At 37.8% G+C, this 14,847-nt stretch carries 11 protein-coding genes; 3 read left to right on the forward strand and 8 right to left on the reverse strand.

What is annotated here, in order from left to right; translation table 11 throughout:
* Window positions 1-222 precede the first annotated feature (222 nt).
* Window positions 223-411 carry a hypothetical protein gene (locus ACTHN6_RS09080; RefSeq protein WP_440435435.1) on the reverse strand — a complete coding sequence of 63 codons (189 nt, stop codon included), beginning with the start codon at window positions 409-411 and terminating at the stop codon, window positions 223-225.
* Window positions 412-423: 12 nt separating this feature from the next.
* On the opposite strand from ACTHN6_RS09080, the gene ACTHN6_RS09085 reads away from it, so the two are divergent.
* Window positions 424-1,302, forward strand: a complete 879-nt coding sequence (locus ACTHN6_RS09085; protein ID WP_440435436.1) for a pirin family protein — start codon at window positions 424-426, stop codon at window positions 1,300-1,302.
* A gap of 98 nt (window positions 1,303-1,400) precedes the next feature.
* Here ACTHN6_RS09085 and rpsT read toward each other — a convergent pair whose 3' ends face one another.
* Window positions 1,401-1,655, reverse strand: a complete 255-nt coding sequence (gene rpsT, locus ACTHN6_RS09090) for a 30S ribosomal protein S20 (protein WP_440435437.1) — start codon at window positions 1,653-1,655, stop codon at window positions 1,401-1,403.
* Window positions 1,656-1,867: 212 nt separating this feature from the next.
* Between rpsT and ACTHN6_RS09095 the strand changes: the two genes are divergently transcribed.
* Window positions 1,868-4,678 (forward strand): 2-oxoglutarate dehydrogenase E1 component, encoded by a 2,811-nt coding sequence (locus tag ACTHN6_RS09095; protein ID WP_440435439.1) that lies wholly within the window; start codon window positions 1,868-1,870, stop codon window positions 4,676-4,678.
* Window positions 4,679-4,774: 96 nt separating this feature from the next.
* Window positions 4,775-6,382 (forward strand): 2-oxoglutarate dehydrogenase complex dihydrolipoyllysine-residue succinyltransferase, encoded by a 1,608-nt coding sequence (odhB, locus tag ACTHN6_RS09100; RefSeq protein ID WP_440435440.1) that lies wholly within the window; start codon window positions 4,775-4,777, stop codon window positions 6,380-6,382.
* 37 nt (window positions 6,383-6,419) lie between these two features.
* On the opposite strand, the gene ACTHN6_RS09105 is transcribed toward odhB, so the two are convergent.
* From ACTHN6_RS09105 to ACTHN6_RS09130, 6 genes are all read right to left on the reverse strand, one after another.
* Window positions 6,420-9,041: a CHAT domain-containing protein gene (locus ACTHN6_RS09105; protein ID WP_440435441.1), complete on the reverse strand. Its 2,622-nt coding sequence runs from the start codon at window positions 9,039-9,041 to the stop codon at window positions 6,420-6,422.
* Window positions 9,042-9,514: 473 nt separating this feature from the next.
* Complete coding sequence (locus ACTHN6_RS09110) at window positions 9,515-12,046, reverse strand: CHAT domain-containing protein (protein ID WP_440435442.1); 2,532 nt, start codon at window positions 12,044-12,046, stop codon at window positions 9,515-9,517.
* A 291-nt stretch (window positions 12,047-12,337) separates the two neighbouring features.
* Window positions 12,338-12,460 (reverse strand): hypothetical protein, encoded by a 123-nt coding sequence (locus tag ACTHN6_RS09115; protein ID WP_440435443.1) that lies wholly within the window; start codon window positions 12,458-12,460, stop codon window positions 12,338-12,340.
* Window positions 12,461-12,509: 49 nt separating this feature from the next.
* Window positions 12,510-13,244, reverse strand: a complete 735-nt coding sequence (locus tag ACTHN6_RS09120; RefSeq protein WP_440435444.1) for a tetratricopeptide repeat protein — start codon at window positions 13,242-13,244, stop codon at window positions 12,510-12,512.
* Between the two features lie 57 nt (window positions 13,245-13,301).
* Complete coding sequence (locus ACTHN6_RS09125; protein WP_440435445.1) at window positions 13,302-13,868, reverse strand: RNA polymerase sigma factor; 567 nt, start codon at window positions 13,866-13,868, stop codon at window positions 13,302-13,304.
* Between the two features lie 267 nt (window positions 13,869-14,135).
* Window positions 14,136-14,618, reverse strand: a complete 483-nt coding sequence (locus ACTHN6_RS09130; protein WP_440435446.1) for a hypothetical protein — start codon at window positions 14,616-14,618, stop codon at window positions 14,136-14,138.
* Window positions 14,619-14,847 lie beyond the last annotated feature (229 nt).

A 14,847-nucleotide genomic window follows, 5' to 3' on the forward strand; every position in this document is an offset into this window, starting at 1 on the left:
TGAAGAAAATTGTTGAGTAGAATTACTGTTGCCGTTGTGTCGAAAAAAGTGCGTTGTGTCCAAATACATAAGCTGAGTAGAATTGTTGATGCCCAAGATTAAAACAACTTGCATGTAACACAAAGATTACTGATATTATACGCAGCGCCAAAAAAAATTGCTGCTTGGTTTTCAATACTTACCGCTTTCGTTTTTTGTATTGTCGTTGCGGTAATCAAATTTCTATCCCAAAAAATCAGGATGCCATTTTCCAGTTGGATTTGTTCTCTGTAAAATTGCTTGTGTAATCACTTTTAAGATTAGCATCCCACCCAGACATTTTTTCCCTTTGCTATTTTTTAGCGCCAGCTCAGCCTCATTCTTATCATACATCAATGCCGCAGGCAGTGGCTCCTGGTAAATTTGTGCCATAAAATTTTTACTATGGCAACAAAACAAATAGAATCAATAATCGCACCCGGCACCGCACATTATGTGGGCGATGGTTTCAGGGTGCATAATTTTATTCCCGGTGCAAGTGGATTGACTATGCAAAGGATGTCTCCGTTCATCATGCTTGATTATAATTCTAAATTTTATTTTTCGCCCACAGATAAACCAAGAGGTGTTGGTGTGCATCCGCACCGTGGTTTTGAAACTGTAACAATTGCTTACAAAGGCAGTGTGGCGCATAACGACAGCGGTGGCGGCGGCGGCATAATTAAAGAAGGCGATGTGCAATGGATGACGGCAGCATCAGGCGTTTTGCATAAAGAATATCACGAAGAAAATTTCAGTAAAAAAGGTGGTGATTTCCAGATGGTGCAATTGTGGGTAAACCTTCCTGCAAAAGATAAACTGAGCAGGCCTAAATACCAGGCGCTTTCAAATGAAAATATCAATCGTTATTATCTTGAAAATAATAGCGGTGAAATTGAAGTAATTGCCGGCGCTTATAAAAATGTAAAAGGCTCTGCCAGCACTTTTACACCGGTTAATCTGCTGAATGCTAAAATAAAAAAAGGTTCTTCTGCAGACTTTAATTTCCCATCAAACTATAATACTTCGCTACTGGTAATTGAAGGCAGCATTATTGTAAATGGTACGGAAAAAGTTGCGCCTGATAATTTCGTACTGTTTAAAAATGACGGCGAAACATTTACGGTTGAAGCAGCTCAGGATGCGGTTGTTTTGGTCTTAAGCGGTGAGCCTATTAATGAACCGATAGCTGCACACGGGCCGTTTGTAATGAATACAAGGGAAGAAATTATGCAGGCTTTTGACGATTATAACAAGGGCAGGTTTGGTTACCTGGCAGATTAGGATTAGGTTTCGTGTCAAGTTAAACCTGTTAGGTTTAACCATAAAAAAATCCCGCAGCAATGCGGGATTTTTATTGGTATATCTTTTAACAGCAATATTTAAGCTGTAGCTGTTGCTTTCTTTGAAAGTTTGCGCTTAAGATTACTTGCCTTGTTTTTATGAATAACACCTTTTTTTGCAAGCTTGTCAATCATAGAAACAACGGAGGGAAGCGATTCGCCATATGCCTTTTCATCAGCAGAAGCCTTTAAATCGCGAATGGCATTACGGGTAGTTTTGCCATAATATTTGTTACGTTCCCTGCGCTTTGCTGCCTGGCGCACATCTTTCTTGGTAGCTTTATGATTTGCCATAATAATTTTTTCGGACGGCAAAGGTAAGGGATTAGCAGGTTTTATCAGCAAGTTTCAGTACTTAATTTCTTTCAAAACTATTTGCGGGCACTATAAAAACGCGTTCTTAATTAATTTTTAACCTGTTATTTAGAAAATTAACTTCATCTATCTCCTGTTAAAATCAACGATATTTGCATTCTAATTATATAAAACCTCGATAAATTGCCTCCATGAAGGATTTTTCATACATCACGAGCTCGCATCCGGCATATATTGAAAGTTTATACCAGGATTTTAGAAAGGATCCCAATAGCGTGGATCCTGAAATGAAGAAATTTTTTGAAGGATTTGATTTTGCCGTTTCAAACGGCAATGCCAACGGAAATGGCAAACACACAAGTTCCGCTGCAGGTGCTATAGATACTACTGAAGTTTTAATACCTGTGGAAACCACTGAAACCTTAACCTCTAATCCGTTAGCCAAAACAGATTGGATGAAGGAAATTCGTGTGTACAGGCTTATTCTCGGCTATAGAAATAAAGGCCATCTTATTGCCGACACAAATCCTATACGCAAACGGAAAGACCGCCATGCCAATCTTGACCTTGCTTTTTTTGGGCTCAGCGAAGCTGATCTTGACAAAACTTTCCAGGCGGGAAACCTGGTGGGTTTGGGCGAAACAACGTTGCGTAATATTTTAAGCCATCTTAAAGCCTGTTATGCTTCGCATGTGGGTATTGAGTTTAAATATATCAGCGATCAAAAGCAAATTGACTGGCTTACGAACGAAGTGGAAAGGAAATTTGTAAACCCGCTTCCCATTGAAACTCAAAAGAGAATCCTGGAGAAACTTAACCAGGGCGTAATGTTTGAAAAATTCCTGCATACAAAATATGTGGGCCAGAAGCGGTTTTCACTGGAGGGCGGCGAAACCACTATACCGGCGCTGGATTCAATAATTCAAATCGGGGCAGAACATGGCGTGGAAGAAGTAGTGATAGGCATGGCGCACCGGGGAAGGTTAAATGTGCTGGCCAATATCTTAGGCAAAACGTATGAACAAATCTTCAGCGAATTTGAAGGCACGGCCAAGCTCGACCAGACAATGGGCAGCGGCGATGTGAAATACCACATGGGTTTTGGCAGCGAGGTAGAAACAAAAAGCGGTAAAAAAGTTCACCTTAAATTAATGCCTAACCCTTCGCACCTGGAAGCTGTTGACCCTGTTGTGGTGGGTTTTGCAAGGGCTAAAGCCGATATTTTATACAACAGCGAATACGATAAAATTCTTCCCATACTTATACATGGCGATGCATCCGTTGCTGGCCAGGGCATTGTATATGAAGTGATACAAATGAGTGATTTAAAGGGATATTATACCGGCGGCACCATTCATTTTGTAATCAATAACCAAATTGGTTTTACCACCGATTTTGATGATGCAAGAAGCTCAGATTACTGCACTTCATTAGCCGGCGCCATCCAGGCGCCTGTTTTTCATGTAAACGGCGATGATCCTGAAGCTGTGGTTAAATGCGTTGAAATTGCCACGCGTTACCGGCAGGAGTTTAACCAGGATATTTTTATTGATATGGTTTGTTATCGCCGCCATGGCCATAACGAAGGAGACGACCCGAAATATACACAGCCACATATGTATAAACTTATTGACGGGCATGCAAACCCCAGGGAGGTTTATACCAAATACCTGATAGAACATGGTGAGGCAGATGCACAGGAGCTTGCAAAAGGCATGGAGAAAAAGTTTTGGGAAGATTTGCAGGAGCGCCTTGATGAAGTAAAACAGAACCCGCTACCTTACAGGTACCAGCAGCCGGAAGAATGGTGGCGCAGCCTGAAAAAGGCAACACCTGAAGATTTCAATGCGTCACCGGTTACTGCCATTAGTGAAGAGCAATTGAAATTTTTATTTGACGGGCTGATGAGATGGCCTGAAGATTTTCATCCTTTAAGAAAGGTTGAAAAACTGCTCCAGGAAAAAATTAAATTGTTTACAAACGAAAGGAAGATTGACTGGGCCACCGGCGAATTATTAGCGTATTCATCTTTATTAACCGAAGGGAACATTGTTCGTATGAGCGGGCAGGATGTGTGCCGCGGCACCTTCAGCCACCGTCATGCAGTGCTGCGCGATGAGAATACAGATCAGTCTTATAACCGTCTCAATCATTTTAACGAAGAGCAGAAAAAATTCTTTATTTATAATTCTCTGCTGAGTGAATATGGCGTGCTGGGTTTTGAGTATGGTTATGCGCTTGCCAATCCAAATGCACTTGTTTTATGGGAAGCACAGTTTGGCGATTTTAGTAATGGCGCACAAACGATGATCGACCAGTTTATTGCCGGCGGCGAACAGAAGTGGAATCGCATGAACGGCCTTGTAATGTTGCTGCCGCATGGCTATGAAGGCCAGGGCCCTGAACATAGCAGCGGCCGCATGGAGCGCTATCTTCAAATGTGTGCACAGCTAAATATGGTGGTTACGAATATTACAACGGCTGCCAACTTTTTTCACGCTTTAAGGCGCCAGCTTGCCTGGAATTTCCGCAAACCACTTATTAATTTCTCTCCAAAAGCTTACCTGCGCTACCCCGGCAGTTACAGTGATATAAATGAATTTACCCAGGGCGGGTTTAAAGAAGTAATTGATGATGCCGCCATTACAGATGTATCATCGGTAAAGAAAGTATTGTTCTGCAGTGGTAAATTATATTTTGAACTGGCGGAAAGAAAACAAAAAGATAACCGCAAGGATATTGCACTCATCCGCCTTGAACAGGTTTACCCTTTGCCGGTTAAGCAATTGAATGAGTTGTATAAAAAATACAATAAAGCCGTATGGTTCTGGGTGCAGGAAGAACCGCTTAATATGGGTGCTGCATCATTCCTTCAAATGAATTTAAAGAATATCAATTATGGGGTGATAAGCAGAAGCGCCAGCGCCTCCACAGCCAGCGGTTATGCAAAAGTGCATGCACAGGAACAGGCGCAGATAATTGATACTGCATTTAGTATTTAAAACCCTTGCCTTAAAGGGAGTTTTCGAAAATGACTAATATCTTTGAACAGTTCAAAATAAAAATATAAAACACTCCCTTAGGGAGACGGAGGGCTTATGATTGAAATAAAAGTTCCGGCAGTAGGAGAGTCTATCAGCGAAGTAACCTTACTAAAATGGTTGAAAAAAGATGGTGAATATGTTGATCGCGACGATGTAATAGCAGAGCTTGAAAGTGAAAAGGCAACGTTTGAAGTAAATGCCGAACAAAGCGGTGTTATAAAACTTATTGCCAACGAAGGCGATACACTGAACATTGGCGCCGTGCTTGCCAATATAGATGAAAAAGCAAAAGCCCCCGATGCATCATCAGCCGCAACGGCTACCGGTTTAAAGCGCCCTGAAGTAATTGAACAGGCAGAAGCACCTCAGCCAAAAGAAACTACTACAGAAGAAAAACCCGCACCAGTTGCAGAAACAAAACCTGCAGCAGGAAAGGGTATTATAGAATTGAAAGTTCCTACAGTAGGAGAGTCTATCAGCGAAGTAACTTTATTAAAATGGACCAAAAATAACGGTGACTTTGTTGAACGTGATGAGGTGATTGCTGAAATGGAAAGCGAGAAAGCAACGTTTGAATTAAATGCGGAAGAGGCTGGTGAATTGACGCAAGTAGTTAAAGAAGGTGATGTAATTCAAATAGGCGATGTGGTTGCCACAATAAATACTGATGTGGCGGCGCCGGCAAAACAACCAACAGTCAATAGTCAACAATCAACGGAAAAGAAAGAAGAAAAACCACAACCTGCGGCTGCTGGGCAACAGCCATTGGCAGATGTAAAAGCAACACCTGTTGCATCAGCTATAATTGCAGATAAAAAAGTAAATCCATCTGATATAAAACCTACCGGCAGCAACGGCAGGATATTAAAAAGCGATGTGCTGGAAGCTTTGTCTCATCCAGCCAAACAACCATTTAAAGGCCAGGAATTAAACAGCCGTAATGAACGCAGGGAACGCATGAGCAATCTGCGCAAAACCATTAGCCGCCGCCTGGTTGAATCGAAGAACACCACGGCGATGCTTACTACTTTCAATGAAGTGGATATGACACGCATCATGGAAGTTCGCAAACAATACAAAGAAATTTTTAATAAAACACATGGTGTTAACCTTGGCTTCATGAGCTTCTTTGCAAAAGCTTGTGCTATTGCATTAAATGAATGGCCTGCTGTTAATGCTTATATTGATGGCGATGAACTGGTATATCATGATTATGCGGATATAAGCATAGCTGTAAGCACGCCGCGTGGTTTAACCGTGCCGGTTATACGCAACGTGGAAAGTTTAAGCATGGCTGATATTGAAAAGAAAGTAATTGAGCTTGCGGGTAAGGCGAGAGACAGCAAACTTACCGCTGAAGATTTACAGGGTGGAACATTTACTATAACCAATGGCGGCGTGTTTGGCAGCTTAATGAGCACGCCAATTATTAATCTGCCACAAAGCGCTATACTGGGCATGCATAAAATTCAGGAGCGACCGATTGCCATAAACGGGCAGGTTGTAATAAGGCCGATGATGTACCTGGCTGTAAGTTATGATCACCGCATAATTGATGGAAGAGAAAGTGTAAGCTTTTTGGTGCGTGTGAAAGAATTACTGGAAAACCCTGAATTGTTATTGTATCCAAAAGATCCAATCAAGTCATTGCTTGAAATTTAAGAATGTTCGAAAGATCTATATAAAGGGCTGAAAATTTTCAACCCTTTTTTTGTGGGAACCTTTTCCGGATATAAAACAGGAGAAATGCTACTGCAATGCCTGCAACAGCAATCCACCATATATAATTATGATTTGCAGCGTCCACATTCACAGCATCTGTGTTTCCTATTAACACCATATTTGCCCAGTAATACGGCAGCAGTTTTTCTTTACCACTGTTTTTAATAAAATACAACTTGGCTTTTTGCAGCGCTTCATCTTTATTCATGCCCTCAGATAAATACTGGTTAAACTTTTTTGAAATTTTGTAAATGGATTGTTCATCGGCTTTCCAAAGCGTGGCGGCTATTGCCGGAATGCCCGCCGCCGCAAAGCCTCTTGCCAGGCTATAAACGCCTTCACCCGTTGCATTTTTGCCAACGTTTGTTTCGCAGGCACTTAGTAAAACCAATTGCGTTGCCGGGTTATTTAAGAGCTGTAATTCTGATAAATGAATAACGGAATCCCACATAAGTAAAACCGGTTCGTTGCTTGAAGTATCAGCACTTGCATGGGAGAAAATATTGATGATTGAATAATTGGAAGCATTAGTAAAAAAATTATTTCTTGTCGCATTTTTATAGGTAAACAATAGAACATTCTTATAGAAACCCGCGCATTCCTGCATTGCAGCGTCTGCATATTGAAGCGCAGGCACATGAAGATCATTTGAAAAAGATACCGGAGCAAATCCTATAAAACTGCCTTTGGCTGCGCTGTTTTTAAACTGCTGCATTAAAAGCCCTGCTGAGTAAACATAATCGAAGCTGTAGTTATTAATTAAAAAAGATTTGCCGTTATTATCTGAACATAAAGCTTCGAATGGAATTAAACTATTATCAGTGCAAATTATTATTCTGCCGTGTGGCAAATTCAAAGGTTGAAAGATTGATGCGAAGAGTGAGTTAGATAAGTTGATGAAATGATTATAATTACTGTTGAGCCGGTTTTTATCAGCGCATAATTCGCTGAATGTGGCAATCTGCTTCTTAATATTTTTAGCGGCGGGTATTCGAAGAAAATTGACATTGTCTGCTTTTATTGCCAATGCATATAAAACTGAATCGCTGAAAAAATAATGCACAAAACATTGTTTTGATTTGCTTAGGAACGTTTGTAATGTTTCAAGCTTTGGTACTTCATCGGCATATTTATATTGATAATAAAGCGGATATTTTTGTTCCAGCGATTTTATATAATGCTCGAAATTATCTTTTGCATTTAGTAATTGTAATTGTACGTTTTGAAACTCTTTATCCTTTTCGTCTAAGGCAGCAAGCTTTTGTTCAAGTTCTACAATTTTAAACTGATAACTTTCTTCTCGCTTTGTTTCCGCTTCCGGCAAATAAGCAGTGGCATTTAATTCATTGAGTTTATCACCTAATAAAACCGCCCTGCTTTTTTCAAAAAAATAAAATGCCAGCGATGGATTCTTATCGAGATAACAGGCTTCAATTGCAATTGCATAAAACTGGTTTGTTTTGTCGCGCCAGTAAATCTTGCTTTGTTCACTTATATGTTCATGTCGTATTTGAGTGATGACAGAATCGGTAACAAGCGCCGTTTGAATACAGGCCTTAAGATAGGCCGTATTATTATTCCGGTGATATTCCTCAAGCAATAGCTCAGTTTTGTTTTTCATTAAAGTTATAATCAATTCAGCCCTGTTGCCAAATACACTTATTTTATTGATGGGAGGATTTTGTAAAATGCCCGAAACATTAAATTTTAAAGTGTTCATTGCTTTTAGATACAGATTCCCAGCTTCGGTTAGCTTGTTTTGTTTAAAATGAGACTCTCCATAGTTTAAATAGGCAAATGATAATTTGACTGAACGATCAACAGGGTCTGTTATTTTTCCTGCATAATATAAAAACCGCTCATAGCATTTTGCAGCATTTTTATAATCGCTTAATCCATTATAAAAATTTCCAAACTCGTTATAATCCGCACCAATGTTTGAATAGGAAGTTGTTTTTAATCTGTAATTGATAGCCTCATTATAATAGTATTTTGCAGAATCAAATACTTTTTTATTATTGTAAATTAACGCAAGGGTTTTATAAGCTGTTGCTAATTCAAATGCATCATTAATTTTTTTTGATGCATTTAAGGCCGCATAAGCAATGGGCAAACTTGCTTCAATATTATTTTGAAAAAACAAAGCTTGCGCCTGCATATTTAAAAAATTCGTTTTTGCAGATGTGTTATTTTCGATTTCAGCCAAATGTGCGCCCTTTATACTTTCCTCAACAGCTTTTTGATAATCTCCTGAAGAAAAGTAAATGTTAGCTTTTGCTGTTCTTGCATCTAAGGCAAAAGTGTTAGTATCTATAAATTTGGAAGCAAGATTGATTGAACTATCATAGTTTTTCAATGCCTGTGGATAGGATAATAAGGTTTCAAAAGCAGAGCCAAGGTTGAAAAAAGCATTGATGTTTAAATATATGGATGATCCTGTATTAGAGGCGTTATTAACCTGCAGGGCTGCCTTTGTAAATTTTATAGTACTGTCATAATCGTGATTGACAATATATTCATACTTCCCTATTTTTAATAATATCCACGCATAAACAGAATCCTTATCTTTTAGAGATCTGGATGCAGCTTTTTCCAACACATAAAAATCCTTTAATTTTTGCTTATCAGAGATTGATGAATTATCCTCTATAGCAAAAACTTTATTTAAAATTTCAGGCTTGGATAGGCTTTGGCTCTCTAAGTCTGAAAGAAAAAAAGAAGTAAATAAGTATGCAATCAAATACCTGTACAGCATCACATTAAATTGTCAGTAAAACTGGCCTAATTTAATATAATGCCGTACAACAGCAGAACAAATTTTTTATGAGGCTGCCCGGGAATTAAAAAGAGTGTTATTAATAAAGTTATTTGGGCTTGGTTTGCTTTGTTGTCCCTGTTGGAGCGGTTTCACTTGCCGCACTTGCCGTAGGTTGAACGATCACATCTTTTTTTGTTTTTGTCTTTGCCATAAAACTGGTGTTTTGATTTAATATTTGAATTTTACCTATTAGTCGTGGTTAATACAAATAGGGGAAGCAAGTTATCAAATTTATCGGTGTATGATCTTATAAATTATTTAAAGGTTTTCTTTTTAATGATGAAAGCCCCAGGTATAAGTATAAGCAATAAACCCGCTAACCATAAATAAGCACCGGAATAATTCGGCTGGAGCTGAATCGCATCCGCATTTCCAATCAGTATCATATTCGCCCAATAATAAGGCAACGTTTTTTCACTGCTGTTGTTTTGTATAAAATCTAATTTGGCTTTTTGCAGTGCCTCATCTTTAGTCATCCCTTCAGATAAATATTGATTGAATTTTTCTGAAATAGCATATATCGTTTGCTCATCCGCTTTCCACAAAGTTGCCGAAACCGAAGGAATGCCTGCACTTGCAAATCCCCTTGCCAGGCTGTAAATACCTTCGCCTGTAGCATTTTTGCCCACATTGGTTTGGCAGGCGCTTAAGAGCACAAGCTTTGTTGCCGGGTTGTTCAATGTTTGTAGCTCTGATAAATGAATCAAAGAATCCTGCATAAAAAGTACGGGCTCATTTTCTGTGGTATCAGCATAAGCATGGGAGAAAATGCTTACAACGGAATAGGAGGGAGCGTAAGAAAAAAAGTTATGGCGGCTTGCAGATGTATGGGTAAAAAGTTTGTCATTTTTATAAAAAGAGGCAGATATATTTAACGCGCTTGCAGCATTTTTTAAATCAACAACGCCGAGCGATTTATTAAAGGAAACAGGGGCGAAGCCGATAAAATTTCCTTTGGCAGGCGGGTTGTTGAATTGCTTCATTAAGAAGCAGGCAGAATACACGTAACCGAAACTATAATCGTTCAGCAAAAAATCTTTTCCTGAACTATTGATGCATAATGCATCAAACGGAATAGCTATATTTTCTGTACATATTATAATGCGGCCTTTGGGCAAATCCAATGGCTGAAATATTTTTTTATAAATTGAATTGGATAATAAAGCAAAAGTTTGATAATTATTATTCAGCGCTTTTTTATCAGAACAAAACTGCAGAAAATTGGTAAGATCATTCTTGTTAAACTCCTGTTGTGAAAGCTTAATAAAGCGGGTTTTATTTGCAGTTACTGCCAGTATATAAGTAACTGTATCAGCAAAAAAATAATGAACAAAACTTTGATTGTTCTTTGCAAGGTAAGATTGAAACGCTTCTAATGTTGGAACACTATCTGCATATTTATATTGATAATACACCGGGTATTTTTGTTCGAGCGATTTAATGAATTGTTCATAATCGTTTTTGATATTTAACAGCTCTAACTGTAAAGCCTGGTATTTTTTAGATGTATCAGATAATACTGACATTTTTTGCTGTAACTCAATGATCCTTATTTCATAATCTTCCTGTTTGGTTGCATCGTTTTTTGAGAGATAAGAAGCTGCATTGAGTTCGTTTAATTTATCGTTGAGTAATACAGCACGGCTTTTTTCTATGAAATAAAAAGCTGCATCAGCATTGTTACCCAGGAAACTGGTTTTAATAGCATTTGAATAAAAATCTTTTGTATAATTTCTCCAATACAATTTGCTCTCATCGCCCGTTTGTTCTTTTCGCATTTTCGTTATGATAGTATCCATGACCAGGCATGTTTGCATACAGGCCTTTAATAAATTATTATCCTTTTTTGCTGCAAAAGTTTTTAATAGTAATTCTATTTTATTATTAATGAGAACAATTATCGTTTCATTAATACCGGTTTTGTATAAATCTGATGACGTTGGATTTTTATTAAGGTTGGTAACCGGGGCATTTAAGTATGCAAAAGCTCTTTGGACATATTTAGATGCCGTAAAAAAATCATTTTGCTTTAGATAAAGTTCTGCAAGGTTTGTATTGGCTTTTGCAAGAAGTGCAGAATCATTTACTTTTTTTGCATAATTTATTGTTTGGAAATAGCAAAACTTTGCCTTTTCATAATAATGTAAACTGTCTGTATAAAAGTTTCCATAGTCGAGATAATCACGGGAAACCTGGTCAAGGTCTCCAGTTTTAATCCTTATGGCAATTGCTTTTTTAAATAGTGAATCGGCAGCTTTAAATTGTTGTTTTCTCTGAAAAATTATAGCCTTTATTTTTTGTGCCGATGCTAATTCATATAAAGCATTATTTTCTCCGGATATCTTTATTATTGTGTTTACATCAGTAAAAGCTTCTGTTAAGTTGTTTTCATAATAAAGTGATTGGGCCCTTTGTATTAATAGTTCCAAAAAATATGTAGAATCTCTTTTTTGTAAAGAGGCATATATACCCGATGTGCTTTCTTCTATTGCTTTTTGATAATCCCCGGCCTGGAAAAATATATAGGCTTTGTATAATCTTGATTGTATGACATAATTTAAGGTGTTGGGAAAAATTTTTGCAGCCAAAATAGTGCCGTCGAAATATTTTATCGCTTTATCAAATAATGAAAGTTGGTAATAATATGCAGCTAAGTGATAATACGCTTTTATTGTGAGGTGTTTTGAACCTTTTTTATTGTTTATTGCCGCTAGCGCTTCATTAGCCATCGCAATTCCAATGTCAAAGTTTTTATTGCAGTTAACTTCATAATAACCAATTTTCAAAAGTATAGCTGCATAAATGGAATCAGGTTGACATCTGCAGCTGTTAAAAAGATTTTTAAGCGCATAATAATCCGCTAATTTTTCCGCATCATTTAGCTTGGTACTTTTATCAATAACCGATATTTTATTTAAAAAATCTCGTTCGGCGCATTGAGCTTGCGTCTTTAATGTAAAAGAAGATATTACAATAATTAAAAAGCTAAAGCTCTTGCAAATAGGAATGGCATTATAATACATAAGCTAAAGCTTATTGCTCTTTTAATTTGCTATGGAATGTATGAGGTGCTTTTCTTAGCTATCAGTAGTGGGAGGATTTTTTGGTTTATCTCCGCCACCGGTAGTTTTAGCCGCTATATAAACTACTGTAATAAGTATAGCTCCTTGTATAATAGTTTGAATAGTAGTTTGATCCATAATTTATATTTTGGGTGTTAGCTAATCAGATCAAATGGAAATCACATTGCTAAAACTTCTTCAACCATTCTTCAGCAGTTTCTTTTTCGCTTTCGTTTTCATTTACCACTTTCTGCAGTAATATTTTGGCTGTTGCTTCGTCACCAGCTTTATTTCTTTTTAATAAGGCTACGGCTTTTAAAAAATCTCCCGGGTTATAATAAAGGCCTTGCATATTGGCCAATGCATCAAACTGCTCAATAGCTTTATCGTAATTATTTAATTGTATATAAGTTAAGCCTGTGTATTTTTTGGCATCGCTATTGGCAGCATCCTGTTTGGTAACGCCTTCAAAATAACCTAATGCTTTGGTATAATCTTTATTCTTATAAGCTGCAATGCCAAGCTGCAGGCTGTCGTGCGAAGCATCCATGGTTTGGCTTAAATCTATATTATTGATGTATTGGGAAGCAAGCCTTTGCGGTGAACTTTGCATTTCAAACAGGAACATAGACGCTACCACCAGCACACAGGCTGCTGCCGCGTACATGATCCATTTGTTTAAGGTTGATTTTTTAGAGATGGAAATAACAGGGGCGCTTTCTTCCTCCGTTTTTAATGTTTTCCATTCCTGCTGTTTTTTTGCCAGCAAATCTTCGCGCAAAGTTTCACGGGTAACTATATAGAAGGCCACTTCTTTTGCGAAAGCCTCATCTGTTTCACACCTTTTTTCAAAAGCCTGTTTTTCCTCGGCATTTAATGCCTGTCGAAAATAAGATTCAATATATTCCAGGTTATCTGGCATAATTATATTTTGTTTAGAGTATCTGTTTTAATAGCTGAGCAATAACCATATCCTAAGCTAATTAAGTATTTTTTCCCTGAGCTTATCCAAACACCTCAACCGCGTGGTTTTAACTACCGCCGCTGTATTGTACGACAGGATTGCTGCAATTTCTTTATCTGTCAGGCCGTCTTCAAACATCAGTAAAAGCTTCCTGCATTTTTCCCCTATTGCATCAAGCTGCTTTCGCACAGTTGCTTTTAACTCACTGGTTATTAGCCCATCAATCACAGTTCTTGTACTGTCCGGTAACTGGCTCATTGCGTCTGCCACAGGCATTGTTTTATGTACCTGATGCTTATTAGTCGTGTTTTTTCGTATCAGGTCAATACATTTATTGGAAAAAATCTGGTACAGATAGGTTTTCAGCGATGAGCGGCCGTCAAACCTTTCATTTACAATATTATGTATGGCGGAAAGTATGGTATCGCTGTAAGCGCTAAAGCTATCATCATTGTTTAAATTGTATTTTCTGGCGCCTTCATCAATAAAATAAACGTATTGTCTATAAAGTATTTGTTCATACCTGGTGCGTTTTGCGTACTCACCTTTAAGGCCTTCCAATATTTGTATATCTTGTTCCAACAAACAGAAGTTTAATTATGGTGTTATTAATAGTTATTTAAGCCCTGCACTTAATGTTTAATTGCTTTTATAAACAATAATGCCTGTGTTGCAAGCAATCAGAAATTTATTTAAACAGCCGAAAATTTATAACCATTTCTGGTCTTTCCGGCATATTTCCATTAATTCTAAAATGTTGAAATGCAAGTTAATAACTGCTACCCAAAATTTTCTCATTTATTTGGTTTGTTTACTGCATTGCCAGCAGGCTTCGGTTCATAAACTTATTTACAGGTAATATTTCTCATCAAGGTAAAACAGTCCGTCTGGCTTTTTCCAATACCAGAATTTGTTTTTAAAGATATAGTAGCTGCCTTTTAAAGAGCTGCGCACATATGGCTGCGGAACATACAGCACCCGCGGCGGAATTGTTTTATAACGTGCCTGCATATTAGCCCGTTGCTGGGTTGTAAAACCTTTTGAAAGTTGCAGGTTGTCATAACTGATTCCGCTGTCCTCAGGCAAATTCTGTTGTTGTGTAATAAGCCTTCCGTATCCGTCTGCCACCACCATCACTCTTGCCGCCGCATCGTTAATCGTTTTTCCGGAATCTGCAGTTTTTGCAGAATCAACTAAAACAGGCTGGCTATTATTTTTTGTGGTAGAAGTATCGAAAGTGGTTGCCGGCGTTTTTTGCGGTATCCGTTTTCTTGAACAACTTATGAGCGCGAAAAGAAAAATGCTGCAAAGAATGATAGGAAGTTTTTTCATGTTCAGTTTTTAGACAAAATATTATGCCAGATAAAACTAATATGTGATGATAAAATTTTTTTTTGAAAAAAATATACCAGGCCTTGAGCTCCCGGCAGAAGTTAAATTTTTGAAACCCATCAATCCTTCACATCTAAAATTCTCGGAACCGGTTTTTTTGAGAATCGTTAAACCTGATTTAGCGCTTAATTCTTTTTCTGCTAAAAGCCAAGAACTTGCTTAAAACCTT

This window comes from Parafilimonas sp. (assembly GCF_051953455.1).
Lineage (GTDB): Bacteria > Bacteroidota > Bacteroidia > Chitinophagales > Chitinophagaceae > Parafilimonas.